Origin of the sequence: Stappia sp. BW2, assembly GCF_008107695.1 — a bacterium.
In the GTDB taxonomy this organism is placed as follows: Bacteria; Pseudomonadota; Alphaproteobacteria; order Rhizobiales; family Stappiaceae; genus Roseibium.
In genome coordinates this window covers 1-428 of sequence record NZ_VIRG01000023.1, presented here as the reverse complement: position 1 = coordinate 428, position 428 = coordinate 1, and the positions used below count along the sequence as shown (strand labels likewise).

General features: G+C 48.8%; 1 protein-coding gene. It reads left to right on the top strand.

The window, feature by feature from the left end; genetic code table 11:
• A partial coding sequence (locus tag FMN63_RS30055) for a phospholipase D-like domain-containing protein (RefSeq protein ID WP_205513751.1) occupies positions 1-428 on the top strand: 428 nt, incomplete at both ends.

Below are 428 nucleotides of genomic sequence, written 5' to 3'. Positions count from 1 at the left end.
CAGTCCGAGCAAGCTGTTCTCGACATCTCAGGCGGAGGCAAGGTTCCTGCCTACACAGCTCCTTCCTCGAATTCAAACACGGGAGATTTGCGAATACGCTATTTAACTGAAGGCAAAGTGAATGACGCTGTACTCCATGAGATCAATCAGGCTGGCAAAGGTGACACCTTATGGATGGGCATGTTCTATGTGGCCTCTCCGAAAGTATTGGAAGCCCTGCTGGAAGCCGCAAAACGAGGAACCGAGATCCGGCTTGTACTGGATCCAAATGAAAATGCCTTTGGTCAGGAAAAGATCGGTATTCCGAACCGTCCTGTCGCTGCTGAATTGCATGATAAATCCGACGGTAAAATTCAGATCCGCTGGTATAACACCACCAAGGAGCAATACCATACCAAGATGATCTATCTTGCCAAAGCAACCGGAGA